Source organism: Lichenifustis flavocetrariae (genome assembly GCF_026130545.1).
GTDB classification, from domain to species: Bacteria; Pseudomonadota; Alphaproteobacteria; order Rhizobiales; family Beijerinckiaceae; genus Lichenihabitans; species Lichenihabitans flavocetrariae.
In genome coordinates this window covers 166,433-190,067 of record NZ_JAMOIM010000004.1, presented here as the reverse complement: position 1 = coordinate 190,067, position 23,635 = coordinate 166,433, and the positions used below count along the sequence as shown (strand labels likewise).

The following is a 23,635-nucleotide window of genomic DNA, read 5'->3' as shown; positions in this document are numbered from 1 at the left end:
CGGAACCAGTCGCTGTATTATACCAAATGTTAACTTTAATGAACTCCAATAATTTCCATGCGCCGCATCATGCGGCCTCGGTGGACACTTGGTTTCGGCCAAGTGTCTTGGACCGGTAAAGGGCGGTGTCGGCGCGCTTCAGGATGCTGGACACGCTGGTCTCCTGATTGCGCTCCGCTAAACCGACCGACACCGTGATGTCGAGGTCGAGCCCGCTCTTTCCCAGCATGAACGGCATTGAGGAGATCGCGAGCCGCAACCGCTCGGCGATCAACGAACCGATCTTGAGCGGCAGGTCCGGCATGGCCACGATGAATTCCTCGCCGCCCAATCGGCACAGAAGGTCAACGTCGCGAACCGCCGCTTTCAGCCGCGCGGCGAAAATCTGCAGCACCTCGTCACCAACATCATGGCCGTGCGTGTCATTGACGGCCTTGAAATGGTCGATGTCGAGAATCATCAGACATAGCGGCTTCTTCTGACTGGCCGAGGCCTCGACAAGCCGCGGCATGTGGCTGTCGAAATAGCGTCGATTATGCAGCCCCGTCAGTTGGTCAAAGATCGCGAGTTCCATCGACGCCTGCACGGCGTTGCGCAACAGATCCAAGTAACGGCGGCGGCGGACCTGCGTCCGCACCCGCGCCATCAATTCGTTCGCATCGACCGGCCGAACCACATAGTCGTTAACGCCCATTTCGAGAGCGCGCAGCACGCGGGCCCGGTCTTCCGTGTCCGCGAGCAGCAGAATGGGGATGTGCCGGGTTCCTTCCTGCGAGCGCAACTGGCTGCAGAGTCGAAGCGGATCATGCTCCTGCAACCCGAGGCTCACGAAGATCAGGTCGGGATTGTCGCGGGTGACACGGGCCAATGCATCGCCGGCGCTGCTTAGGGCCGATATCGTATGCTGCGGCGACAGGATGTTTCCGATCCTTTCCAGGGAGCCGGGCCGGTCGTCGATGATCAAAATCCGCCCGCCGACGCCCTGGTCCCGTACGGCTTGTGTGAGCGGGTCGAAAAAGCTCACGGCCGTATTCGACAGCGCGCTGACCCGCAGTTCGTCGGTGATCGCCTTGAACCGAGCCAGGGAGCGGACGCGCGCAAGCAGCGCCGTCTCGTCGATCGGCTTGGTCAGAAAGTCATCGGCACCGGCTTCGAGGCCTTTGATCCGATCCGCCGGCTGATCGAGGGCCGTCACGATGATCACCGGCACATGCGCGGTCGCCGGGTCTGCTTTCAGACGCCGGCAGGTTTCGAACCCATCCATGCCAGGCATCATCACGTCGAGCAGCACGAGATCGAACGCTTCCTGCCGACAGCGGGCGATCGCCTGCATGCCATTGGTCGCCGTTGCCACATCGTAGTACTCGGCCAGGAGCCGCGCCTCAAGGTACTTCAGATTCGCTGGCGTGTCGTCGACCAGAAGAAGACGGGCGGTCATGAGAGATGTGCTTCCGGTCAGCCAATAAAATTGCGAATGGTTTCGAGAAATTTGACGACTGAAATCGGCTTGGACAGATAGGCCTCGCAGCCGCCCTGCCTGATTTTTTCCTCATCGCCCTTCATGGCAAAGGCCGTTATGGCAATCACCGGAATGTGCTTCAAGGCCTCGTCGTCCTTGAGCCATTGCGTGACTTGCAGCCCGGAGACCTCCGGAAGCTGAATGTCCATAAGAATGAGATCGGGCATATGTTCACGCGCGAGGCCAACCGCCTCGACACCGTTCCGCGTCTGGATCGTGCCGTAACCATTGGCTTCCAGCAGGTCGCTGAAAAGCTTCATGTTGAGGTCGTTATCCTCAACGATCAATACAGTCTTGGCCATTCGGCTCGACCTCATTCGATCCTGGGACTGCGTTGCCCCGGCCACATTGATCCGAATGTCTCGACCCCCGATTTCAAGAGAAACGAGGTCGGTCGAAGCCAAACATCACATGGCGTGATCTTAGCCTGTGTTGGTTGACGAAACAGTAAGATTGAAGGCCTCGGGCTCCTGACGCAGATTTGGGCGCATTCGCGCATGGGGTGCGTCACTTGGGGCAGGACGTCGCCGCTCCTGCCTTGAACTCAACCAGCTGACCGGCCAAAGCAAAATTGCCATAATCGACCTTGATGGCCCGCGACACGCCATTCTCGTACAATTCGAACGATAAAACATAGGCGGGCTGTGCGTCGTCTTGCCCTTGTTCGAAATAGCTGATGGTCACCGGCCAGCGCCGCTCCCCCTTGAGAGCTTCGTCCTGCGCGGCAGGGTCGGTTGCCGGTGTCGTCAAGGGGGCGCCGATGACGCTCAACGTGTTGTAGAGCTTTCGGCCCGTGTCCGATCCGTCATAGACTTGAGCCGAGAGGATCTTGCTGCCCGCTTGGGCGCTGGCGATGATCCGGCTGAGATGCTCGGTCGGAAACAAGGCCTCGGTCTTCAAGTCGACCTGCGCCGCTTCGGGCTTTTGCAGATCGATGGCAATCGATCCACCGCTTGTCTTCGATGCGTCCCCCTTGACGTCATCCTCGCTGTCGTTGTTCGACGTGCGAATATCGAACCCGAAGCGGGTCGCGTTGCGGCTTTCGAGTGTCGTGGTCTCGGTGTTGGACACCCGCGTCTCGCCTTCAGCGGGTTCGATGGACGTCACCTGCCGGAACACCGTCTTGTAACCGTCGCAGGCGGAGCCAGAAAAATCGTAGGAAATCATCCCGCTGGCATCGGCGGGCGCCTTGTTGCCGCTCGAACTCACCAGGGCAAGCTTATAGACCGCATGGTGCGGCAGAAGCGCGATGCCCGATGCTCTCGCGCCGTTGGCCGGGGCGAACCCGACCACGAGAGCCAGCAAGCCCGCTCTCGATAGGGGACTCAAACGGAAGTTCGGCACCGACATCTCCTCAAAATCCGTTTGCAAGAGCGCGGATTGCGCACCCTCAAAGAACGACTAGGCGTCCCGCCAGAAACCGTGTCATAGGGCAGTTGTTCCTCGGGACCCTTAGGATCACAGGATTTGGACATGGGTAAGGTCGAGCAGAAATTGAAGGATCTCGGCATCACGTTGCCGGTTCCTGGCGCCCCGGTCGCCAATTATGTGGCCTGCGTCATCAGCGGCAACCAGTTAATCGTCTCCGGCCAACTGCCACTCGGTCCGGACGGCAAGCTTGCCGATCAGCACAAGGGCAAGCTCGGGCACTCGGTCTCGAACGAAGTCGGCCTGGAAGCGGCGCGCCTCTGTGCCATCAACGTGCTGGCGCAGGTCAAGGTGGCACTCGGCGACCTCGACCGGATCGTCCGTTGCGTGCGGCTCGGCGGCTTCATCAATGCGGCCCCGACCTTCACGACCGTGCCGGCCATCATGAACGGAGCGTCCGACCTGATGGTGAGCGTCCTGGGCGAAGCCGGCCGTCATGCCCGCTCGACGATCGGCGTCGCCGTGCTGCCCTTCGATGCGGCGGTGGAAGTCGAGGCGCTGTTCGAGATCGCCTGATGGCGGCTGATGCCTTTGCATGGCTCGTGGCGCGCCCGATCGCGCACCGCGGCCTGCATGATCGCACGGCAGCCCGCTTTGAAAACACGGCATCGGCAGCCAAGGCCGCGGTCGAGGGCGGCTTCGCGATCGAATGCGACGTGCAACGCGCGGCCGACGGCGAGGCGATGGTGTTCCACGACTTCACGCTGGACCGGCTCACCGGCGAAACGGGTCCGGTCGCGGCACGAAGCGCCCGGCAACTCTCCGAGGTTTCTGTTGGCGGGACGCAAGACCGCATTCCGACGTTGCCCGACTTCCTGGCGCTGATCGCCGGCCGCGTGCCTCTGATCTGCGAGGTGAAGAGCGCCTTCGACGGGGACGTGCGCCTCGCTGACCGTGTGCTCGACGTGATCGCCTCCTATGGCGGGCCCGCCGCCATCAAAAGCTTCGACCCCGCCGTCATCGCCCATCTACGGGCCAGGGCACCGGCCAGGATCCCCCTCGGCATCGTGGCTGAGGCGAGCTATGACGATCCCGAATGGCATGGTCTCTCGGCTACCGGGAAGCGCGACCTTGCGGCTCTCGTGCATTTTCCCGAGACCCGCCCCGACTTCCTGTCCTATTGGGTGGAGAACCTGCCCCATGCCGCCCCGACCCTGTTTCGCGCCGCGCTTGGCCGTCCGGTCATGACCTGGACGGTCCGGACAATCGCGCAGCGCGAGGCGGCCCGGCTTTGGGCGGACCAGATCGTGTTCGAGGGTTTCATCCCGGACGAGATGCCCCACCAAACAGCCTTTGTTTCATCACGGAGGTGAGGCACTCTCGGGTCATCAGCGATGCGCCGGAGCGCCATGACCGAGCCTGAGATCAGAATCCGGGTGGCCTCGTCCCTGAGCGAGGTCCCGCCCGCCGAATGGAACGCCTGTGCGAACCCCGGCCTAGACGATATTTCGTCCGACTGCGGCTTCCAGGCGGAAACCCATAATCCGTTTTTGAGCCACGCTTTCCTGCATGCCCTCGAAGCGTCGAAATCGGTGGGCGGCCGCAGCGGCTGGTCGCCGGCGCATCTCCTGATCGATGGGCCGGACGGCAAGGTGGCGGCCGCGGTACCGGCCTATCTCAAGAGCCATTCGCAGGGCGAATACGTCTTCGACTACGGCTGGGCCGATGCCTACCAGCGTGCCGGCGGCGACTATTACCCGAAGGTTCAAGTCTCCGTACCCTTCACGCCCGTCACTGGCCGTCGCCTGCTGGTGCGTCCCGGTGCTGACCTGGCGCGAATGCGGGCCGGGCTTCTGGCCGGGCTCGAGGCCCTGCGCGACAAGACCGACTCGTCGTCGGTCCATCTCACATTCCTGAATCGTGACGATTGGGAGGCGCTCGGGGCGGAGGGTTTCCTGCAGCGCACCGACCAGCAGTTCCACTTCCGCAACGAGGGCTACGGTACCTTCGAGGACTTCCTGACCGCGCTGGCCTCCCGTAAGCGCAAGATGATCCGGCGCGAGCGCAAGGAGGCTCTGGCACCGGGCATTTCAGTCGAATGGGTCACGGGGCGCGACATCACAGAGGCCCACTGGGATGCCTTCTGGGCCTTCTACATGGACACGGGGTCGCGCAAATGGGGCCGCCCGTATCTCACGCGCAAGTTCTTCTCCTTGATCGGCGACAGCATGGCCGACAGGATCCTGCTCGTCATGGCGAAACGTGCCGGGCGCTACATCGCCGGCGCCATCAACTTCATCGGTGACCGCGCGCTCTACGGACGAAATTGGGGCGCGATCGAGGAGCATCCCTTCCTGCATTTTGAGGTCTGCTACTATCAGGCGATCGACTTCGCGATCACCCATAAGCTTGCGCGGGTCGAGGCCGGCGCACAGGGGGAACACAAGCTCGCGCGCGGCTATGGTCCGGTCGAGACCTATTCGGCCCATCGTATCGCGGACCAGCGACTGGCCCGGGCGGTGGCCGACTATCTGGCTCAGGAACGTCGGCAGGTTGCGAGCGCCATCGAGATGTATGGCGAACACACCCCTTTCCGGCATGAGGAGTGACCCGACACCAGTCCGCGATCGTTAAGAGTTTAGTCAACCCTGCCCCGCAGGGTGGAGACCGTTCGGGCCGCTCTGGCCAGTTTCGGATCTCCTATGCGTTTCGCACTGATGTTCGCTGGCGCCGTGCTGCTGGCCGCTGCTCCCTCAACCTCCTGGGCTGGCGACAGCCTCGACTTCGTGGTTCCCGTCAGCGACGGCTACGGGATCGCCGATTGCATGAAGCCCGGCATGGCCTGTGGTCAGGTGATCGCCGACGCCTGGTGCGAGGCGCATGGCCATGCTCATGCGACCGCATTCGGATTGGCCGAGGACGTGACCGGCAGCATCAAGGTGAGCGCCATGGCGACCCCGGTTCCGCCGCCCGGATCAATCCTGATCCATTGCGGCGAATAGACCTCTCAGCTTTTCACCCAATCGGCGCATTTTGGCACGTCGACCGTGGTGCCCCAGGGCTGAATGGGCACGGCCGAGGTCGAATTCTTGGGCGAGCCGTCGATGAGCTTGTCCGAGTAAGCCATGTAGACAAGGGTGTTGCGCTTGGCGTCACATCCCCGCACAATCTGCATCTTCTTGAAAAACATCGACCGCCGCTCCGAGAAGGCAGTCTCACCCTGGTCACTCTTCTTGGTGAATCGAATCGGCCCGACCTGGCGGCACGCAAGCGACACGTCGGAGGTCTGCTCGGCCAAGCCGATGGCTCCCGCCAGACCGCCTTTTTCGGGGATCGTGAAATAGCACGCGACACCTTCGACCGCGGGGTCGTCGAACGCGTAGGTCGCCAGTTTGTCGTTGGGAGTCAGCGCCCGGAACGTCGTGGATCGGCGAAACACCAGATCGGCATCGTCCGCTTGTGCGGGAACGAGGGTCGATCCGAGCAGGACAGCCGCTGCCGCAGCCGCCAACAGACACCGGTTGATCACCAACATTCTCCTCAATTGCGGTCATCGCCGTGCACATGTGGGACGCGCGCGGGCGCAGCGCCAGGGCTAAGCATCCCTCCGCATGAGCCGGGATCATGATTCCAACACGAAGCCCGGTCAGATGCGCGCCATGGTAATCGCCTTGCGCGCCCTTCGGCGTCTTCCGACCGTCGTCTGTCTCGGCGTCCTGGTACTCGGCCCCGGTGCCGCTCAGGCCCAGAACATCGATTGTGACGCCCTCCGTCAGGAGATGGCCGCCGTCACGCGTCCCGATCCTGACCGGGAAGCCCGTTTCGCACGGGCCATCGAGCAGCAGCGCTCGGAGCTCGCCCGCACGCAGGCTTATGCGGATCAGATCGGCTGCGGCGGTTTGAACCTGTTCGGCGATGCTCCGCCGCAATGCGACGCGATCGCCAATCGCGTCTCGCGCATGGAGAACAATCTCGATTCGCTGGATGCCCAAGCCCGCGCCCTCCGCAACGGCAACCCCGACCGCGCCCAGGACCTCGCGGCCCGCTACGACGCCTATTGTCGGACTGCGCCTGGCCCGGACAGCACGGAAGTGTACAGCGATCCCGGCCTCATGCCGGACGACGGCACCAGCCGAATGACTGACGACCAGCCGGCACAAGAGCGGCCGCAGGGCGGCAGCAAGGCCATTTGTGTGCGCACATGCGACGGAGGCTTCTTCCCACTGAGCACGTCGGTGCACAATAGCGACCTCGACGGGCTGCAAACGCTCTGTAGCGCGCAATGCCCCAACACCGAGGCCAAGCTCTACACAACGAGCGATACGGACAATATCGCGGACGCGGTCGCGCTCGACGGCACGGCGTATACGGCCCTGCCGGCCGCCTTCAAGTTCCAGAAGACCCACGACGCGGCCTGTACCTGCAAGCCGCCCAACCAGTCCTGGGTGCAGGCCCTCGCCAAGGCCGAGGAGCTGCTCGACAAGTCGCAGGGCCACGACGTGACCGTCACGGAGAAGATGTCGGCTGACATGTCGCGGCCGACGGCGCCAACCTCACAGCCGACCAAGAAGGGCGCCAAGCCACCTCGGAAGATCGTGCTCGACCAGCCAACGACAGCCGCGGACGACGCTGCCCTCGGAACGCTCGGCGCTCAGGCCCCGACCGCCACTACGGCCTCGGCGGGTATCGCAACCGGCGTCGGCACCCAGACACCGATTATCCGGACCACCGAGGGCGCGGTCCAGACCTTCAAGGCTCCTGACGGGACGAGCCGGCGTGTCCGGATAATCTCGCCAGTACCCTAGCGCGGCCGATCAGCGGCAGCAGCACGGCGAGCTCCGGTCCGGTGTCACGGCCGGTCAAAGCCAGGCGGAGCGGGTGGAAGAGCGCGCGGCCCTTACGGCTCGTCTCAGCCTTGACGCGCGTGGTCCAAGCCGCCCAGGTCGCGGATGACCATGGTTCTTCGGGCAGAAGCCGGGTCGCCGCCGCGAGAAGTTCCGGGTCCTCACCGACCGGTTCGATCGATCCATGGACCACGGCCCACCAGCCATCGATGTCGTCAAAGCGTTCGAGATTACCGCGTACGGCGAGCCAGAATGTTTCGCCGACGGCATCGTCAGGAAGCCCCCGCGCGGCGAAGCGCGGCCGGACAGTCTCGAACGGCAGGCCGTGCAAGGTCTTCGCCGAAAGTGTCCAGAGATCGTGCTCGTCGAACCGTGCGGGCGCCCGTGAGAGGCGCGCGAGATCGACGGGACCGAGATCCGCGAGAGCCGCCACGGGATGCACCGATTCGGCCGACCCGGTCAGCACCGCGAGGGCCGCCACCGCGAGCGGCTCCGCCCCGGCCTCGCGCAAGCCCGTAAGCGACAGGGCGCCGGAGCGCTTCGACAACCCTTCGCCCGACGCGTTCACGAGGAGGTTGTGATGTCCGAACAGCGGCGGCTCGGCGCCGAGCGCCCTGAAGAGCTGAACCTGCACGGCGGTGTTCGTGACATGGTCCTCGCCCCGGACCACATGGGTGATGCCGAGTTCGATGTCATCCACAACCGAGGGCAGCGTGTAGAGATAGGTACCGTCTTCACGTACCAGCACGGGATCCGACAGCGACGCGCAGTCGATATGGCTTTCGCCGCGGACGAGGTCCGTCCAGGTTACGGTCTCGGAATCCAGCCGGAAGCGCCAGTGCGGCCGGCGCCCCTCGGCTTCGAGCTTTGCGCGATCGTCCTCGGTCAGCTTAAGGGCGGCGCGATCGTAGATGGGCGGCAGTCCCCGCGCCTGCATGCGCTTGCGGCGGCGGTCGAGTTCGTCGGCGCTTTCATAGGCGGGATAAAGACGGCCGGATGCCTTCAACCGCGCGACGGCTGCCGCGTAGAACGCGACGCGGTCGGACTGCCGTACGACGAGGTCGGGCACGACGCCGAGCCAGTCGAGATCGACCACGATCGAATCGGCGTATTCCTGCCGCGACCGCTCCTGGTCGGTATCGTCGAAGCGAAGAACGAAGCGCCCCCCCTGCCCGCTCGCAAAGAGGAAATTGAGCAGCGCCGTGCGGGCATTTCCGATGTGGATGCGGCCGGTCGGCGAGGGAGCGAAGCGGACGATGGGAGCGGTCATGACCGTGCTTATCGTCAATCGTGCTCTGCGGCGCAACGGCGCTGAGGAACTGAGCAGGATCTCCCATCGAACGTTGGGCCGCACATCGCCATCGGTGACAAGCGCTTTGCGTTCTCCCTCAAATCGGAGCTACGTTGCATTGCCTCACCCACCCCCCTGAGCCATGTCCGGACGTCAACGCATTCTGCCTGTCCGCCGCGACTACAACCGGTGGGTTGCCAACGAGACGTTGGAGGATTTCGCGCTCCGCTTCACGGCGAAGAGCGCCCGCAAGTGGTCGGCGCCGCGTGTCTCGCAGACCGCCATCGGGGCCATCTCGTTCCTGGCGCTCGAAGCCATCGGGGGCGCTATCACGCTGAGTTTCGGCTTCAGCAACGTGTTCTGGGCGACCCTGGTGGTCGGCACCCTGCTGTTCCTCACCGGCATGCCGATCAGCCGCTATGCGGCGCGCTACGGCGTCGACATCGACCTCCTGACCCGGGGCGCAGGCTTCGGTTACATCGGCTCGACCGTCACGTCGCTCGTCTACGCGACCTTCACGTTCATCCTGTTCGCCATCGAAGCCACCATCATGGCGACGGCGCTGCAGCTCGTGTTCGGCCTGCCGCTTGCCTGGGGCTACCTCTTGAGTGCGGTCGCCGTGATCCCGCTCGTGACCTACGGCATCGCCTGGATCAGCCGCTTTCAGCTCGTCACCCAGCCGCTCTGGATCGTTCTCAACGTCCTGCCGATCGGCTTCATCGTGGCGCATGACTGGCCGGCCGTCGTGGCCTGGACCCACTTTCCGGGCCTCGGCCACAGTGTGGGCAGCTTCGATCTCCTGAAATTCGGCGGGGCGGCGTCGGTGATCCTGGCCCTGATGCCGCAGATCGGCGAACAGGTCGACGTGTTGCGCTTCCTCCCGGCGCGGCCGGAGAACAGCCGTCGCTGGACGGCCTCGCTGCTCGCCGCCGGACCGGGCTGGATCGTGCTCGGAGCCCCGAAGCTCATGTTCGGATCGCTGCTCGCCTATCTCTGCCTGCAGGCCGGCGTGCCGGCCGAACATGCCGCCGAGCCGGCTCAGATGTATCGCCTCGCCTTCGCCACCGTGCTGCCCTGGCCGCAGGTCGTCGCGTTGCTAACCGCTGCCTTCGTGGTCGTGTCGCAGCTGAAGATCAACGTCATGAACGCGTATGCGGGCTCGCTCGCCTGGTCGAATTTCTTTTCCCGCCTGACCCACAGCCATCCGGGCCGGGTGGTCTGGCTGGTGTTCAACGTGGCGATCGCGCTCTTGTTGATGGAGCTCGGCATCTATGCGGCGCTCGAACGGATCCTCAGCCTCTTCGCGGTCGTGGCGGTGGCGTGGCTCGGCGCCATCGTGGCCGATCTCGCGATCAACAAGCCGCTCGGCCTGAGCCCGCCCGGCATCGAGTTCAAGCGCGCGCATCTCTATGATATCAACCCGGTCGGCACGGGTGCGATGGGCCTTGCCGCCTTCGTGGCCCTAATCTCGGCAACGGGTACCTTCGGTCCGCTGCCGGAGGCTCTCGCCCCGTTTATCGCCCTCGGTGTCGCGCTCGTCGCGGCCCCTGTCATCGCAGCCCTGACCCGCGGCCGCTTCTATCTCGCCCGCAAGCCCCGGGCCGAATGGCTGAAGCTGTCGACCATCACGTGCAGCGTCTGCACCAATCCCTTCGAACCGGAGGATATGGCCTATTGCCCGGCCTATGCGGCGCCGATCTGTTCCCTCTGCTGTTCGCTCGACGCCCGCTGTCACGATCTCTGCAAGCCCCAGGCCCGGGCCCAGACCCAGATCGCCGCGGCCTTGCGGGCGATGCTGCCGTCAGCCCTCAGCGTGCGCGTGAACGCCCCAACCTTGCATTATCTCGGCGTCTTCGTGCCGCTGATCGCGATCATAAGCTTGGCGCTGCTGCTGATCGACGTCCATGCGGCGTCGCAGGGCTCGCTGATCAAGACCGTCGTCGACCAGACGCTCTGGGGGGCCTTTGCGATCCTGTTCATCGTGTCGGGCGTGCTGGCCTGGTTTTTCGTGCTGGCCGCCGAAAGCCGCCGCGTCGCCCAGGAGGAATCGGCCCGGCAGACGACTCTGCTGCTGCAGGAGATCGAGGCGCACAAGAAGACCGACGCCGCTCTGCAAAAGGCCAAGGAAGTGGCGGAAGCGGCCAACCATGCCAAAAGCCGCTACGTGGTCGGCCTGAGCCACGAGCTGCGTACACCGCTCAATGCCGTGCTGGGCTACGCACAGCTGCTCGAACGTGACGGCGAGGCGGCGGCGGCGCGGCAGAACGGGGTGCGGGTGATACGTCGCTCGGCCGAACACCTGTCGGGACTGATCGACGGGCTGCTCGATGTCTCCAAGATCGAAGCCGGCCGCTTGCAGATCCAGCGCAACGAGGTACGCACGACGGAGTTCTTCGCGGGCCTCGTCGATATGTTCAGGCTGCAGGCCGCCGCCAAGGGCCTCGAGTTCAGGTTCACGGGGATCGAGACGCTTCCCGCCGTGGTCCGCACGGACGAGAAGCGGCTACGACAGATCCTGATCAATCTCCTGTCCAACGCCGTCAAATTCACCCCGGCCGGCCATGTCGGACTTGCGATCATGTACCGCAACCAGGTCGCCACGCTCGTGGTGGAGGACAGCGGCCCCGGTATTCCGGTCGCCAATATCGAGCGCATCTTCGAGCCCTTTGACCGGGGCGCGTTGAGCGGCGCCGAAGCCGTGCCCGGCCTGGGTCTCGGCCTGACCATCACGAAGCTCCTGACTGAACTGATGGGGGGCGCCATCGCGGTGCGCAGCACCGTGGGGGCGGGCAGCACCTTCGAGGTTCGCCTGATGCTGGCTTCGGTCGCGGTCCCGCTCCCCGAAGTGGCCCGGAACGTGCAAGGCTACGCCGGTCCGCGCCGGACCCTTCTGGTGGTGGACGACGACGGGGATCATCAAGCCCTGATGCGTGCCCTCCTGGAACCTCTCGGCTTTTCGGTGCTTAGCGCGCGTGACGGGCCGACCTGCCTGGCGCTCGTCGCCGATGTCCGGCCGGACCTGTTCCTGCTCGACGTGTCGATGCCCGGCATGTCGGGTTGGGAGCTTGCCGACGCGCTGCGCACGCTACGCCGGGTGACAGCGCCGATCGTGATGCTGTCGGCCAATATCGGCGATGGCGCGCCGCAGCCACTCCTGGGTCTGGCTCATGATGCCGTGCTGGCGAAACCCTTCGTGGTCGCCACTCTGCTCGACACGCTGGCCCGCTGCCTCGGCCTGACCTGGATCGAGCGCCAGGATCATGTCGTTGCCCCCGCGCTTCCCATCGAGCCGCACGCGATCCCGGAACCCGGCGTGGTCGCTGAGCTGCAGCGACTCGGGGCCATCGGCCATGTGCGCGGCATCGAAGCCAAGCTCGACGAACTCGCTGGAAATCCCAACTTCACTGCGTTGGCAGGACGTCTGCGCGACCATGTTCGCGCCTTCGACTTTCCTGCCTATGAGGCTGTGCTCGAAGCCTTTGGCGAACGGGTCGAGCCGTGACGTTGGAGGCCGCCCCACGCCCGGTCATCCTCGTCGTGGACGATACCCCGGACACGCTCGGCTTCCTCACGGACGCGTTGGAGAGCGAGGGATATACGGCGCTCGTCGCCACGGGCGGACCGCAGGCGTTGGCGCTCGTTGAACGGATCACGCCGGACTTGATCCTGCTCGACGCGATGATGCCCGTACTCGACGGCTTCGAGACCTGCCGCCGCCTGAAGGCCGGGCCCATCGCGCATGTGCCGGTGATCTTCATGACGGCCCTGAGCGACACCGAACATATCGTTCGGGGGCTCGGAGCCGGCGGGGTCGACTATGTGACGAAGCCGATCATCCTGGGGGAGCTCTTCGCCCGCCTGCGTGTGCACCTCGCGACCGCGCAGGCGACCCGCAGCGCCCAGGTGGCGCTCGATACGACAGGCTCCTTCCTGATCGCCTTGACCCGCGCCGGCACGGTCGTCTGGGCCACGCCGCAGGCGCTGCAGTTGCTGGGAGCCGCGCGATTGCAAGACGGCGCCGCCACGCCGCTCCATTCGGCCATCCCGTCGCTGGCGGAGGCGGCGGCGCGCGGCGCCTCCAACCCAGTTGTCGTCCACGGCGGCGCCGATGCGCCTGCCGTCGAATTCAGCTTCGTGGGCAGCGCGGGCGCGGGCGAGTACCTGTTCCGCGTGCGCCAGCACGACCCCCGCCGCGCCGACGAGATCCTGGCGCAACGCTTCGCCCTGACGGCACGGGAAGCCGAGGTTCTGCTTTGGATCGCCCGCGGCAAGGCCAACCGGGACATCGGCGAGATCCTCTCGCTCAGCCCCCGCACCGTGAACAAACATCTCGAGACGATCTTCGCCAAACTCGGCGTCGAGAACCGGGCCTCGGCCGCCGTTCTGGCCACGCGCGCGCTTGACGAGCGATGAGGGTCGGTGCTGAACCGTCGGCATGAGACCGTTCGGCTTCGATCAGATCCGTCCGGGGACGGCTTCACGCAGCACACGTTCGGTGGCCGCGTCTTCGATCTTGTTGATCAGCCGGCTTGCCTCGTGCTCGTCGCGAAGGGTCTTGGCGAGCGTGAACGCCGTGCCGATCGTGAAGACAGCCGCCATCGCCATATAGCCCTTGATCCAGATGTCGGCTGGCATGAACGCAATGCCGGCGCCGAGCATGGCCGCGGCACAAAGGAAGCTGACGTAGGTGAAGGTTTTCCAGGCGGGCGTGTGGGGCATTTGTGGGGTCATGGTTCATATCTCCTTGGTGTGCGGTTGAGGTTCAGGCCAGTGCTTTCAGACGCTCGAAGACGTCCTTCGGGTCTGTTCGGGGACGGTCATAGCCGGCTGTGGCGAGGCGGTGCTGCAGCGAGCCGGCGGCGTCGGCTTCAAGGCTCGCCAGCGCTTCGTGGATGTCCTCGTCATCCTGCTGACGGCTGCGCAATCGTGCGAGTGTGCTTTCGGCCTCGCCGAGAGCACTGGTCGAGGTCGTCATCACGCGTCGACTCTTGACGGTTGCGCGCCGCACGGCCTCGGTGGCTCGGGCGGTCTGGAGACCGCGGTCGAGATCGCGGAGGCGATATTGCGCCCGGGCCACCTGCGACGTCAGGCCGTCCACTTCGGTCGCAAAGCGGGTCGCTTCGGCCTGCTGTGCGATGCGTTCGTCCTCCAGGCCGGCGATCAGGACGGCCGCTTCGTGGCCGAGGTCGTCGCGCCCGTCCACGAGGGCCTTTCGCGCCGCATCCGAGATCGTGGCGATCCGACTCTCCAGGCCGCGGACGGCGCGCAGCTCGGCGGCGTGGTAAGCCATCGCTACGCCCAGCTCCCGCCGAGCCCCGGCAAGCGCGGCCGCGGCGTCTCGGATCTGCTGGCGCAGGATCGCGATCGCGTGGGCGTCATCGACTGCTTGAGCGCTGTCGGCGATCGCTCCTCGCATCAAGAGCGTGAGGGTCTTCAGCATCCAGCACCTCCCGAACGCTCGATCTAGCAGGGGCTAGATTTATCGAACAGCGTTCATGAAAAGGAATATATACAGTCGGACGCACGCCGCAACGGATAAATTGAACATGGTTCATTTAAAACCACGAGGTCGCCCGAAGAAGGATGAGGGGTCCCGGATCGCCGACCGACGGTTGATGATCGACGCCGCCGTCGAGATCCTCCGCGAGGGTGGAGCGGCCGCCTTCAACGTCCGTCTCGTCGCGGAACGCGCCGGCACGGCGGTGGGGTCGGTCTACACGCAGTTCGGCAGCCTGGAAGCCCTGCGTCTCGAGGCGAGTGCCGTCACGATGCGGCTCCTGAGAAACGCGCTCACCGAGGCCCTTTTGGCGTGCCCGAGCGGCGCCATGGATGAGCGTCTACTCTGCCTGACCGATGCCTACCTGCGCTTTGCGGCCGAGCACCGTAACAACTGGACGGCCATGTTCGAACCGCGTTCGATCCCGGCGCCGCCCGCGATAGCCGCGGACATCGCCGCCCTGTTCGAGATCATCGAACGGGAACTTCGAGCTGGCGGCGTGCCAAGCGAAGAGGACATCCCGATGCTCGCAAGAGCCTTGTGGTCCAGCGTCCACGGGATGGTCTACCTCGGGGAGATCGGCGCTCTCGGACCCATCTGGCCGTCCGATATCCCGCCCATGGTCAGGGTGCTGGTCAATGCCGCGGTCCGGGGACTTCGGTTGATCGAGGTTCCCGGCGAGACCGGATAGACGAGTGACTTTGCCGGTGCGAACGCGTGCCACGGCGTTGGTCGCCCAAAGCCTATTCGTCGGTGCTGGCCGACCAGCTCGCGTGCGTCACCAGCGGCGAGCGCTCAAGGGCAGTCGCGACGGCATCGAGTTCGGCCGGGTCGACGGCGGTGCTGACCAGGGTCGCGGCGAGCTCGCTGACCTCGTCGGAGCGCTCGACCACATCCACATCGCGCACCGGATAGCTGGCATTCTCCAGCGCATCCGTCAGCAGTTCGCGGAGGGCGCCGACATGCTCGGGCGCGGTCATGACCCGCATCTCATAGGTGGCTTCCGCGGTGCGCTCGTCGATCGGGGCCCTGTTGATGGCGTTGACCAGCGGACGCAGCAGCGTATTCCCGGCCAGGACCGCGAGGGTGACGATGACGGCCTCCGCCATCCATCCGATCCCGGCGAGAACTCCGACGGCGGCCGAGCACCAGAGCGTCGCGGCGGTGTTGAGCCCCCAGACCCGCCCACCGTCCTTCATGATCACACCGGCGCCGAGAAAGCCGATCCCGGACACCACATAGGCAGCCAGCTGCGACGCGCCCGCATCACCGTTCAGGCGCGACCCGATGGACACGAAGGCGGCCGCCCCGATGGCGACGAGCACGTTGGTGCGCAATCCCGCGCTGCGCTGACGGTACTGGCGCTCGGCCCCGATCGCCATCGCGAGAAGGAAGGCGACCAGGACACTGACGGTGAGATCGAGCAGCCGGCCGGGATCGAAGTGAAGCATGACGGCCTTGAGGATACGATCGGCATGACCGTCATATGACACCGGCTCGACCCGTGGCTGGATTTAGGCGCAAGGCGGCCATTTGGAAACACGGCCTCGTCGTGCGGTTGAAGGATCCTCGCCCGGCTAATCGGCCTTCGGGCGTTCCGCATCGTCAAGGTCGGGTGCCTGGCCGTAGCTCATGTTTTTCATCTGCCGGATGACGCGGGCCATCTCGGCGTCCGACAGGATCGGCGGCTCGCCGAGCGCCAGGGCCTGCACGTAGAGGCGCGCGAGGGTCTCGACCTCGATGGCGAGCGCGAGCGCCGCGGCAAGTGACCTGCCGAGCGAGATCTGGCCGTGCTGGCCGAGCAGGCAGGCCATCCGGTCTTCCAACGCTTCGAGTGCATTGTCGGACAGCGCCTGGGTGCCGAAGGTTGCATAGCGGGCGCAGCGGATCGTCGTGCCGCCGGCGACCGCCGTCATGTAGTGGAAGCTCGGGATCGTCTTGTGGTGGCACGCAAGCGTCGTGGCATAGACCGAATGACAATGGAGCACGACCTCGACGTCGGGCCGCCGCTGGAGGATGTCGCGATGAAAGCGCCACTCGGAGGACGGCCGGCGGCTGCCCTCGTAGGTCCCGTCGAAGCTCATTTGAACGAGATCCTCGGGCTGCATCCGGTCGTAGGGCAGCGACGTCGGGGTGACGAGGAAACCGTGCGGGTTGCGGATCGAGATGTTGCCCGACGTGCCCTGGTTGATGCCGCTCGCGTTCATGCGGCGGCCGGTCTCCACCATCTCGCGACGGACCGCGAGGTCGTCATAGGAGGTCACGCCGGTCTCCCCGCATCGGCTCGCTCGTTCATGGCGCCCCAGCTCATTCGAGGTTCGTGTGGTTGCTCCGCATCGTCTCGGCGGAGACGTCGAGCGCGTCCTTCAGCTTCAGGATCATGATCTCGAAGAGCAGGAAGAGCCCGCCCTCGAACACCGAACCCATCGGCAGCAACGAGACCGACGGCCCCTGGTCGTCCGCCATGGTCTGGGCCGGGAGAACCAGGACCTCGTCGGCCATGCGCGGCACGCGACCGTCCGGCTGGGCCGTGATCACCAGGACGGTTGCGCCCGCCTGCTTGGCCACGCCGACGAGCGCCACGGCCGTCGAGATCTCGCCTGGGCCGCAGGTCACGAGAAACAGGTCGCCAGCCCCGATCGCCGGCGTCGTCATGTCGCCGACGACGGAGACGGAATGGCCCAGGTGGAACAGACGCATGGCGAAGCCACGGATCTGCAGGCCCTCGCGGCCGCCGCCGAACACCACTACCTGCCGGGCGGAGGCGATCGTCGCGACGGCACGGTCGACCGCCGCATCGTCGAGCCGATCGAGAACGGCCCCCAACTCTTCGAACGCTTGCCGGTATAGAGTTGTCATCGAACCTCCCTCGCACGTTGGGCAACGCTGTTGGCGCGTCTTGTGCAAGCCTGAGCCGGCCTGTCGGTGATCTGCGTCTTGTCGTCGGCCGGGCGACCGACATCGCTCATGTAGAGCACATATCGATACAGTCTCAAGCGCGCCCGGAGGTGCTGATTGGAATTCGACAGCGGACCTTCAGCTCGCGCTTCTTTCAGGAGCGATGCCCCATCCATGATGGCCGTTATCGACTCGACGCAGTCTCGCTCTGACTTTCTGAAGCTGGATCGTCCTAAGCGGAAACATCGCACGACATCCTTCTGTTTACCGAGAACCGATGCCCAGAAGAATTTCGTCGCTTGAGGAATAATGTCGGGTCGGCCTGAGTCTTATCTCGAGCAGTTCGGTTCTGTCAGGCAATGGTTCCGATGCCGCGTTAAAGACTGGACGTTCAAGCGTGGGAGCCGCTATAATCGCGTGCTTTTGCATGTAATTTCATCTATACCTACGTAGAGGTCCCGATATGTTGCCGCGACGTTTGAAGCTTATGGCCGTGGTTGGTCTTCTGCTGTCTCCACCCGTAGTGGCCGAAGCTGCTCCACAGACAATTTATGCTTTGAGCCAAAATTCGGGCCTGGATGGGCTTCTAGGGTACGATCTGTCGAATCAGGACCCGTCGTCCCTCGCTTTCAAACCAAGTTCGTTCGATTTTCTTAATACCCTCTCCTCGCCGACGAGCAGCATCGTGTCGATCGCGACTTCAGGCTCCACGGTGTACGCCCTAAGCCAGAATGCAGGCCTGGACGTGCTCTTGGGGTACGACCTGTCGAAGCAGGACCCGTCGTCCCTCGCGTTGCAGCCGAATGTGTTCGATTTTCTGAATCCCCTCACTGTGCCGCCAAGCAGCATCGTGTCCATCGCGGCGTCGGGCTCAATGATCTATGCCCTGAGCCAGAATTCAGCCTTTGACGTGCTTCTGGGTTACGACTTGTCGAAGCAGGATCCGTCGTCTCTCGCTTTGCAGCCGAATGTGTTCGATTTTCTGAACCCCCTCACTGTGCCGCCAAGCAGCCTCGTGTCGATCGCGGCGTCGGGCTCCACGGTGTATGCCTTGAGCCAGAATGCGGCCTTCGACGTGCTTCTAGGCTACGACTTGTCGAAGCAGGACCCGTCGTCCCTCGCTCTGCAGCCGAATGTGTTCGATTTTCTCAATATCTATCAGCTGCCGACAGACAGCATCGTGTCGATCGCGGCATCGGGCTCTACGGTGTATGCTCTGAGCCAGAACGCCGCCTTTAACGCGCTTCTGGGCTACGACCTGTCGAATCAGGACCCGTCGTCCCTCGCTCTGCAGCCTGACCTTCAAAAGTTTTTGAACATTGATGGCCTGCCAACAAGCAGCATTGTGGGTATCGCTTTGGAAGGCAGCACGGTTTCTGCCGTCCCGCTACCGGGTGGACTTCCACTCGCGGCCCTCGGACTCCTAACTCTATTCGCAACCAGCAAGTTTCGTCTGTTTCCCCTCACGGGTCAGCGGCAAAACGTGTGAGGCCGGCGGCATCGCTGCGCAATACTCATCCCCCGCCGGATCGCCGACCCGCGATCCCAAGCCGCCGCTTGGCCTGCCCATGCTCGGTCTTGGCCCAGAAATAGGGACGGCCCCCAACTTCGAAGAGAGCCTGCCAGGCCGCGAGCGACAGCAGCAGGAGAAAGATCGGGAGCGCCAGGAGCCAGGGGCAGAGGCGGATGAGACCGCGGCGCCTGAGCCCGCGCAGGATCGGCCAGACCGCGCTCACGATCCCTGTCGCGACGAGAAAGCAGCTCAAGGTGCTCCAGGCCACATCCGCGTGGGTGCGGGGATGGAGCAGGTCGCCCGACCAGAACCGCAGCGCGACCACGCTGGCGCAAAACGGACCAAGCAGGCAGGACGCGATCGTCCCGAACAGCATCCCCCAGGCCGCGAGTCCGCCCCACAGGCCCAGCTCCTCCCAGGTGCGCAGGGGAGCACGCGAATGGGTGGCGAGCGTCACCATCCATCCCTTTTGCCAGCGTCGCCGCTGGGCCAGCCAGGCGTCCAGCCGATGCGGCGCCTCTTCGAACGTGTTCGAAGGAATCGTCGCGACGCGATGCCCGAGGCGCGCGAGGCGGATCCCGAGATCGATATCCTCGGTGACGTTCCAGGCATCCCAGCCATTGACGCGCCGCAGCACGTCGGCCCGGAAGTGGTTCGATGTCCCCCCGAGGGGAATGGGCAGGCCGAGGGCCGCGAGGCCGGGATTCACCACATGGAACAGCGCCGCATATTCGAGCGCGAACATCCGGGTCAGCCAGGAATCCGCGATATTGTCGATGGCGAGGCGGGCCTGCAGGCAGGCGACGTCCGGGCTCGCGCGGAACCCTGCCAGGGCGACGCGGAGCTGGTTCGGTTCGGGTTCGTCTTCGGCGTCATAGACGACCAGGAAGCGCCCCCGCGCGAATTGTAGTGCCACGTTCAGGGCGCGTGGTTTGGTGCGCGGCCGCCCGTCCGGGGCCATGACGATGCGGTAGCAGGCGGGCAAGTCCAAGCGTTCCAGCGCTGCGAGCGTGCTCCGATCATCGGCCTCGATCATCAACAGGATGTCGAGTTTGCTTCGCGGATAGTCGAGACGGCTCAAGGCGGCCGTGAGGCGACGCACCTCGGGAGCCTCACGGTAGAGCGGAACCACGATGGAGTAGAGAGGTAAGTCATGATCCGGGATGCGGTCGACCTGATCCCGCGACGCGGGTTCCGGGCTGGCCGCCGTGGCGGCGAGGCGCACGGCGACGGCCAGGAGAAACGCCAGCGAGAACAGGAGCGCGAGCAGATCGAGGCAGGCCGCGGGCGCGATCCAGGCCGCCCCGCATAGTGCCACGGCCATAGACGCGCCCCACACGATCTGCCGGAGCGTGAGACCGCCCTTGGCCGACAAGGATCCGTTCCAGTCGGCGAGCCCGTGGCTTGCCAGTTGGGCAACACCGGATCGCCGATCCTGCCTTATCAGAGCTTCGAGTCGATCGGGCGAGGTGATCGCGACCGTCCCTCCCGCCTGCGAAGCCGCGCGTTCGAGAAAGGTTCGCAGGACGGTTCCGGAGGGTGCCGCCAGCCATCGCCAGCCGCGCCGGTTCGGCGCGAGCGGCAGAATGCCGGTGGCCATTACGGAGACGAGGTCGGCGTTGGGCGCCGGCCGCAGCGGAGTTTCGGCAAAGGGAAGGCCGAGGTGGGTGGCCAGCAGACGATAATAGCGATCCACCGACAGGTGCCCTTCGGCCAGAAGGGCCCGTTCGGCCGAGACCTCGGAGGTCGCGGCAGCACGCGCGGCACGCGCCAGGGTCGTCTGAGCCACGACCCCCACCGGGATAAAGGCGATCTCCGGCGGCAAGCCAACAGCGGGCCCCACCTGCGCCATGCTGTCCCACTGCTCGCTGTCCCGAGCCCCCATTGCGGTCAGGCTTTCCGATACGCCATACAGGTCCGATCATCGAAGGCTTCCCGATTGAAAGCGAGCGGCAATTGCGGGGTGGGTGCAGAATCCTGATTGTCGTCGCGAGCGTCCTGTGCGGCGGACGGGGCTTGCTGGCGGCCGAGCGTCCGCCGGATGTCTTTCTCCCAAGCTTTTGGGACTCGCAGCGGGTGCTGGAAAAGCCGGATCTTGATCCTGCCACGACGATCCGCTTCGTCACCGGCGACGACTACGCGCCCTTCGATTTCACGCTGGCGGACGGCACCCTGACAGGGTTCAACGTCGACCTGGCGCGTGCGCTCTGCGACGAACTGAAGGTGAGTTGCACGATTCAGGCGCGTGCATGGGAGACGATCGTGCCGGCCGTGACCGGGCGCGAGGCCGATGCCGCCATCGCGTCGCTCTCGATCACCGAGGAGGCCCGCAAGACGGTCGCCTTCACGAGGGCCTATTACCGGACGCCGGCGCGTTTCCTCACGCGCTCCGACGCAACCCTCGGGGATCCGACGCCCGAAGCCCTCGCGGGCAAGAAGGTCGGCGTGCAATCCGGCACGGCGCACGAGGCTTACTTGCGAACCTTCTTTCCCGGTGCGACTATCGTGCCGTTCTCCTCGGCCGCGTCAGCCCGCGCCGCGCTCAAGAATGGCACGATCGACGCCCTCTTCGATGATGGCATCGCCGCGGCTCTGTGGCTCAACGGCGACGCGGCGGGCGGATGCTGCGTGTTCCGCGGCGGGCCGTTCACCGAAAGCCGCTTTTTCGGGCAAGGGGCGGGCATTGCGGTCCGCAAGGACGACCAGAGACTGCGCCGGGCCCTCGACTATGCGCTCGCACAAGTGGCCGCGAAGGGTGTCTACGCCGATCTCTACCTGAAGTATTTCCCCATCGGTTTCTATTGAATGGTCGTGACGCCGGTCACAGCAGAATGCCATCGACGGGCTGCGGGTCGGGCGGCAGACCCGGCTGGCCCAGCAGCTCGAGCACGTCGATTTCAACCGTCCCTGCCATCGCGTCGATCGGCAGGGCGTTGACACCGCACCCGAACGGCATTTCGAGCTCGTCGCCGAGAGCATCGAGGCCGAAGAACGTGTAGGACACGATCGCGACCGCGAGCGGCGTCCAGGCACCAGCCGTGGCCACGAGGCCGAAGGGGAGCAGCAGACAGAACAGATAGACGGTTCGGTGCAGCAGCAGCGAGTACGTGTAGGGGATCGGGGTCGACTTCAGCCGCTCGCAGGCCGCGAGTGCGCCCGATAGCGCGACGACGCGCTCCTCCATCGCGACAGCCATTTGCGCTTCGATGCGTCCCTGCGCCAGCCACACCGCGATATCGGACGACATCGCCCGAAGGATGAGGTTCGGCGGATTGCGGGCGGCGGCCAGCACGCCATGTTCGGGCTCGGGAAGGTGGGCAAGCGCCGCCGGACCGAGAGGATCGCCGCGCAGCCGGTCACGCAAGGCGTGCAGAAAAGCCGCGCAACGCAACGTCAAGGGCCGGGCCTGCATCGCGTCGCCGTGTGCCCCGTAGGTGATCGCTTGCCGGGTCAGGCTGCGGATGTCGACCAGCGCCTGGCCCCATACCTTCCGGCCTTCCCACCAGCGATCGTAGGAGGCCGAATTGCGGAACCCGGCAAAGATGGAAAGCGCGATGCCGATCAGCGAGAACGGCAGCGCCGCGAGAGGGGCGGCATTCATCCATCGCGCATCCTGCAGCACGACGACGACGATCGACAGCGCCACGACCGCGGCGATGCGCCCCTTGATGCGGGGGATCACCGACCCGCGCATGCGGAACAGAAGCTGCCAGAGATCGAGGCGGCTGCGGACGATCATGAAAGGCCGCCCTTTCGGCGGGATCCTGGAAGATATCCGACGTTGGTGGGCGCAGGCTTATGGCCGGGAAACCCGATGTCGGTCGCGGCTCTCGAAGACGCCTTCTCCCCTCTCCCTTGCGGAGAGGGGAAGGGGGTGAGGGTCGCGACGGCATTCCCGACGCTTCCCTCTGACAAACACATGAGCGTTCCGCCCCTCACCCCCACCCCCTCTCCACAAGGGAGAGGGGAGATGCCGAAGTAGGTCGAAACGCATGAATTTTGTCGCTCATCAATCTGATGAGATCTGCTGAACGCAAGCGGGCCAGAGAACAGTGCGTGTCGTCCGCATCACCCAGCAACCACTTCTTAGCCATGCAGGTGGCGACCACATCACAAATAGGACGCGAATTCCGCCGCGGCGTTCTTGGGGGACTGCTCCAGGTTGAAGGCGTTCACGAAGCGGCCCTCCTTGTCCATCAGATAGACGATGGCGGTGTGATCCATCGAATAGCTGCCATCGGTGGACGATACTTTCTTGGCATAGACCTTGTAGCTCTTCTCCATCGCGGCAATCGCCTCGGGCGTCCCTGTGAAAGCCTTGATGCGGGGATCGAAGTTCGACAGGTAGTCCTTGAGGACCGCCGGCGTGTCGCGCTCGGGATCGACCGTGACGAAGATGCCTTGCGCCTTCTTATCTCGGCCGAGCGCATCGAGCATCTGACTCATGTCGTTGAGCGTCGTCGGACACACATCGGGGCAATGCGTGTAACCGAAGAACAGCAGAGACGGCTCACCCTCGAGGCTCGCCTCGGTCACGGGCCGGCCGTCCTGGTCGATCAGCGCGAAGGGTCCGCCGATGGCGGCTCGGCCCCCCACGGCCGAAGGCGGCTGCAGAAGCAGCACCAGCGCCGTCACCGAGAGAAGGAGGCCGACCGCCGCGCCGATGCCGGCAAGCGTCAGAACGGAGCGTCTGGTCATCACTTGG

Annotated in this window: 23 protein-coding genes; 10 read left to right on the top strand and 13 right to left on the bottom strand. The window is 64.8% G+C overall.

All coding sequences use genetic code 11. The features are described from left to right. Positions 1–67: 67 nt before the first annotated feature. The 3 genes from M8523_RS08350 to M8523_RS08340 all read right to left on the bottom strand — a co-directional run bounded on the left by M8523_RS08350 (position 68) and on the right by M8523_RS08340 (position 2,824). A complete protein-coding gene (locus M8523_RS08350; RefSeq protein ID WP_282584381.1) occupies positions 68–1,438 on the bottom strand; it encodes a PleD family two-component system response regulator in 1,371 nt (456 codons plus the stop codon). A 17-nt stretch (positions 1,439–1,455) separates the two neighbouring features. Continuing rightward, the gene (locus tag M8523_RS08345; RefSeq protein ID WP_282584380.1) at positions 1,456–1,821 is read right to left on the bottom strand and encodes a response regulator; all 366 of its coding nucleotides are present in this window, start codon (positions 1,819–1,821) and stop codon (positions 1,456–1,458) included. 205 nt (positions 1,822–2,026) lie between these two features. Continuing rightward, positions 2,027–2,824 carry a cell envelope integrity EipB family protein gene (locus M8523_RS08340; RefSeq protein ID WP_282584379.1) on the bottom strand — a complete coding sequence of 266 codons (798 nt, stop codon included), beginning with the start codon at positions 2,822–2,824 and terminating at the stop codon, positions 2,027–2,029. A 168-nt stretch (positions 2,825–2,992) separates the two neighbouring features. Between M8523_RS08340 and M8523_RS08335 the strand changes: the two genes are divergently transcribed. The 4 genes from M8523_RS08335 (at position 2,993) to M8523_RS08320 (ending at position 5,889) form a co-directional block, all read left to right on the top strand. Beyond that, positions 2,993–3,463, top strand: coding sequence for a RidA family protein (locus tag M8523_RS08335; protein WP_282584378.1), 471 nt, complete (start codon positions 2,993–2,995; stop codon positions 3,461–3,463). Then, positions 3,463–4,260, top strand: a complete 798-nt coding sequence (locus tag M8523_RS08330) for a glycerophosphodiester phosphodiesterase family protein (RefSeq protein ID WP_282584377.1) — start codon at positions 3,463–3,465, stop codon at positions 4,258–4,260. Before M8523_RS08335 ends, M8523_RS08330 begins: the two co-directional genes overlap by 1 nt. A gap of 36 nt (positions 4,261–4,296) precedes the next feature. Beyond that, complete coding sequence (locus M8523_RS08325; RefSeq protein WP_282584376.1) at positions 4,297–5,496, top strand: GNAT family N-acetyltransferase; 1,200 nt, start codon at positions 4,297–4,299, stop codon at positions 5,494–5,496. A 93-nt stretch (positions 5,497–5,589) separates the two neighbouring features. Next, positions 5,590–5,889, top strand: coding sequence for a hypothetical protein (locus M8523_RS08320; protein WP_282584375.1), 300 nt, complete (start codon positions 5,590–5,592; stop codon positions 5,887–5,889). Positions 5,890–5,894: 5 nt separating this feature from the next. On the opposite strand, the gene M8523_RS08315 is transcribed toward M8523_RS08320, so the two are convergent. Next, positions 5,895–6,422: a CreA family protein gene (locus M8523_RS08315; protein WP_282584374.1), complete on the bottom strand. Its 528-nt coding sequence runs from the start codon at positions 6,420–6,422 to the stop codon at positions 5,895–5,897. Positions 6,423–6,498: 76 nt separating this feature from the next. Here M8523_RS08315 and M8523_RS08310 point away from each other — a divergent pair, with 76 nt between their 5' ends. Beyond that, on the top strand, positions 6,499–7,692 hold the full coding sequence (locus tag M8523_RS08310) for a DUF2865 domain-containing protein (protein WP_282584373.1): 1,194 nt from the start codon (positions 6,499–6,501) through the stop codon (positions 7,690–7,692). Here the strand turns inward: M8523_RS08310 and M8523_RS08305 are convergent. Beyond that, positions 7,637–9,001 (bottom strand): glutamate--tRNA ligase, encoded by a 1,365-nt coding sequence (locus M8523_RS08305; RefSeq protein ID WP_282584372.1) that lies wholly within the window; start codon positions 8,999–9,001, stop codon positions 7,637–7,639. The two genes, M8523_RS08310 and M8523_RS08305, sit on opposite strands and share 56 nt — an antisense overlap. 163 nt (positions 9,002–9,164) lie before the next feature. Between M8523_RS08305 and M8523_RS08300 the strand changes: the two genes are divergently transcribed. Further along, on the top strand, positions 9,165–12,524 hold the full coding sequence (locus tag M8523_RS08300; RefSeq protein ID WP_282584371.1) for a hybrid sensor histidine kinase/response regulator: 3,360 nt from the start codon (positions 9,165–9,167) through the stop codon (positions 12,522–12,524). Between the two features lie 2 nt (positions 12,525–12,526). Next, positions 12,527–13,435, top strand: coding sequence for a response regulator (locus M8523_RS08295; protein ID WP_428350168.1), 909 nt, complete (start codon positions 12,527–12,529; stop codon positions 13,433–13,435). A gap of 42 nt (positions 13,436–13,477) precedes the next feature. On the opposite strand, the gene M8523_RS08290 is transcribed toward M8523_RS08295, so the two are convergent. Both M8523_RS08290 and M8523_RS08285 read right to left on the bottom strand, forming a co-directional pair. Beyond that, positions 13,478–13,753 (bottom strand): YiaA/YiaB family inner membrane protein, encoded by a 276-nt coding sequence (locus M8523_RS08290; RefSeq protein ID WP_282584369.1) that lies wholly within the window; start codon positions 13,751–13,753, stop codon positions 13,478–13,480. 31 nt (positions 13,754–13,784) lie between these two features. Then, positions 13,785–14,462, bottom strand: coding sequence for a PspA/IM30 family protein (locus M8523_RS08285; protein ID WP_282584368.1), 678 nt, complete (start codon positions 14,460–14,462; stop codon positions 13,785–13,787). 175 nt (positions 14,463–14,637) lie between these two features. On the opposite strand from M8523_RS08285, the gene M8523_RS08280 reads away from it, so the two are divergent. Beyond that, positions 14,638–15,210 (top strand): TetR/AcrR family transcriptional regulator, encoded by a 573-nt coding sequence (locus tag M8523_RS08280; protein WP_282584367.1) that lies wholly within the window; start codon positions 14,638–14,640, stop codon positions 15,208–15,210. Positions 15,211–15,262: 52 nt separating this feature from the next. On the opposite strand, the gene M8523_RS08275 is transcribed toward M8523_RS08280, so the two are convergent. The 3 genes from M8523_RS08275 to hxlB form a co-directional block, all read right to left on the bottom strand. Further along, positions 15,263–15,970, bottom strand: a complete 708-nt coding sequence (locus tag M8523_RS08275) for an MgtC/SapB family protein (RefSeq protein WP_282584552.1) — start codon at positions 15,968–15,970, stop codon at positions 15,263–15,265. A gap of 126 nt (positions 15,971–16,096) precedes the next feature. Then, positions 16,097–16,747: a class II aldolase/adducin family protein gene (locus M8523_RS08270; RefSeq protein ID WP_282584551.1), complete on the bottom strand. Its 651-nt coding sequence runs from the start codon at positions 16,745–16,747 to the stop codon at positions 16,097–16,099. A gap of 79 nt (positions 16,748–16,826) precedes the next feature. Next, entirely contained in the window at positions 16,827–17,378 is a 552-nt protein-coding gene (gene hxlB, locus M8523_RS08265) for a 6-phospho-3-hexuloisomerase (protein WP_282584366.1), read from the bottom strand. Positions 17,379–18,102: 724 nt separating this feature from the next. Between hxlB and M8523_RS08260 the strand changes: the two genes are divergently transcribed. After that, positions 18,103–18,906, top strand: coding sequence for a hypothetical protein (locus tag M8523_RS08260; protein ID WP_282584365.1), 804 nt, complete (start codon positions 18,103–18,105; stop codon positions 18,904–18,906). 25 nt (positions 18,907–18,931) lie between these two features. Here M8523_RS08260 and M8523_RS08255 read toward each other — a convergent pair whose 3' ends face one another. After that, the gene (locus M8523_RS08255) at positions 18,932–20,815 is read right to left on the bottom strand and encodes a glycosyltransferase (protein WP_282584364.1); all 1,884 of its coding nucleotides are present in this window, start codon (positions 20,813–20,815) and stop codon (positions 18,932–18,934) included. Here M8523_RS08255 and M8523_RS08250 point away from each other — a divergent pair. After that, entirely contained in the window at positions 20,815–21,735 is a 921-nt protein-coding gene (locus M8523_RS08250; protein ID WP_282584363.1) for an ABC transporter substrate-binding protein, read from the top strand. The genes M8523_RS08255 and M8523_RS08250 overlap by 1 nt on opposite strands. 16 nt (positions 21,736–21,751) lie before the next feature. On the opposite strand, the gene M8523_RS08245 is transcribed toward M8523_RS08250, so the two are convergent. Further along, positions 21,752–22,669: a bestrophin family protein gene (locus tag M8523_RS08245; protein WP_282584362.1), complete on the bottom strand. Its 918-nt coding sequence runs from the start codon at positions 22,667–22,669 to the stop codon at positions 21,752–21,754. Positions 22,670–23,040: 371 nt separating this feature from the next. After that, positions 23,041–23,628 carry an SCO family protein gene (locus M8523_RS08240; RefSeq protein WP_282584361.1) on the bottom strand — a complete coding sequence of 196 codons (588 nt, stop codon included), beginning with the start codon at positions 23,626–23,628 and terminating at the stop codon, positions 23,041–23,043. Positions 23,629–23,635 lie beyond the last annotated feature (7 nt).

Excerpts from the sequence above, each read along its gene's own strand:
- M8523_RS08350 (WP_282584381.1), bottom strand. The coding sequence starts at position 1,438 with ATGACCGCCCGTCTTCTTCTGGTCGACGACACGCCAGCGAATCTGAAG.
- M8523_RS08345 (WP_282584380.1), bottom strand. The coding sequence starts at position 1,821 with ATGGCCAAGACTGTATTGATCGTTGAGGATAACGACCTCAACATGAAG.
- M8523_RS08335 (WP_282584378.1), top strand. The coding sequence starts at position 2,993 with ATGGGTAAGGTCGAGCAGAAATTGAAGGATCTCGGCATCACGTTGCCG.
- M8523_RS08330 (WP_282584377.1), top strand. The coding sequence starts at position 3,463 with ATGGCGGCTGATGCCTTTGCATGGCTCGTGGCGCGCCCGATCGCGCAC.
- M8523_RS08325 (WP_282584376.1), top strand. The coding sequence starts at position 4,297 with ATGACCGAGCCTGAGATCAGAATCCGGGTGGCCTCGTCCCTGAGCGAG.
- M8523_RS08320 (WP_282584375.1), top strand. The coding sequence starts at position 5,590 with ATGCGTTTCGCACTGATGTTCGCTGGCGCCGTGCTGCTGGCCGCTGCT.
- M8523_RS08315 (WP_282584374.1), bottom strand. The coding sequence starts at position 6,422 with ATGTTGGTGATCAACCGGTGTCTGTTGGCGGCTGCGGCAGCGGCTGTC.
- M8523_RS08310 (WP_282584373.1), top strand. The coding sequence starts at position 6,499 with ATGAGCCGGGATCATGATTCCAACACGAAGCCCGGTCAGATGCGCGCC.
- M8523_RS08305 (WP_282584372.1), bottom strand. The coding sequence starts at position 9,001 with ATGACCGCTCCCATCGTCCGCTTCGCTCCCTCGCCGACCGGCCGCATC.
- M8523_RS08300 (WP_282584371.1), top strand. The coding sequence starts at position 9,165 with ATGTCCGGACGTCAACGCATTCTGCCTGTCCGCCGCGACTACAACCGG.
- M8523_RS08290 (WP_282584369.1), bottom strand. The coding sequence starts at position 13,753 with ATGACCCCACAAATGCCCCACACGCCCGCCTGGAAAACCTTCACCTAC.
- M8523_RS08285 (WP_282584368.1), bottom strand. The coding sequence starts at position 14,462 with ATGCTGAAGACCCTCACGCTCTTGATGCGAGGAGCGATCGCCGACAGC.
- M8523_RS08280 (WP_282584367.1), top strand. The coding sequence starts at position 14,638 with ATGATCGACGCCGCCGTCGAGATCCTCCGCGAGGGTGGAGCGGCCGCC.
- M8523_RS08275 (WP_282584552.1), bottom strand. The coding sequence starts at position 15,970 with ATGCTTCACTTCGATCCCGGCCGGCTGCTCGATCTCACCGTCAGTGTC.
- M8523_RS08270 (WP_282584551.1), bottom strand. The coding sequence starts at position 16,747 with ATGGTGGAGACCGGCCGCCGCATGAACGCGAGCGGCATCAACCAGGGC.
- hxlB (WP_282584366.1), bottom strand. The coding sequence starts at position 17,378 with ATGACAACTCTATACCGGCAAGCGTTCGAAGAGTTGGGGGCCGTTCTC.
- M8523_RS08255 (WP_282584364.1), bottom strand. The coding sequence starts at position 20,815 with ATGGGGGCTCGGGACAGCGAGCAGTGGGACAGCATGGCGCAGGTGGGG.
- M8523_RS08245 (WP_282584362.1), bottom strand. The coding sequence starts at position 22,669 with ATGATCGTCCGCAGCCGCCTCGATCTCTGGCAGCTTCTGTTCCGCATG.
- M8523_RS08240 (WP_282584361.1), bottom strand. The coding sequence starts at position 23,628 with ATGACCAGACGCTCCGTTCTGACGCTTGCCGGCATCGGCGCGGCGGTC.